General features: G+C 59.7%; 1 protein-coding gene. It reads left to right on the plus strand.

Translation table 11 applies throughout. From position 1 onward, the window contains the following. Positions 1 to 288 (plus strand): hypothetical protein (locus KDM89_RS21820; RefSeq protein WP_212689854.1); only part of this gene is annotated, 288 nt, incomplete at both ends.

Raw genomic sequence — 288 nt, forward strand, 5'->3', positions numbered from 1 at the left:
GTGCGTTACCGCGATGGGCAGGAGCAGGAGTATGTGCGCTTTTGTGCGCAGCTCGATCCGGCGCTGGTGGTGGGCTGGAAGTTTGCGCAGCATCTGATGTCGCCGCATAGTCTGACTACCCACGATATGCAGCGCATCGTGGGGCAGCAGCAGGCTCTGTTCAGTCCTGCCGCGGTCGATGGCAATGCGGTCGCGGAAAATCATGTGCATCTGGGCGGCGTGCATACCAGCGGGCTCGCTTTGTTATTGGGTGTGCTAGCTCCGGATGCCGATCATCTTAAGCAGCAT

The organism is Cognatundibacterium luofuense, assembly GCF_018139685.1.
GTDB lineage: Bacteria > Pseudomonadota > Gammaproteobacteria > Burkholderiales > Burkholderiaceae_D > Undibacterium > Undibacterium luofuense.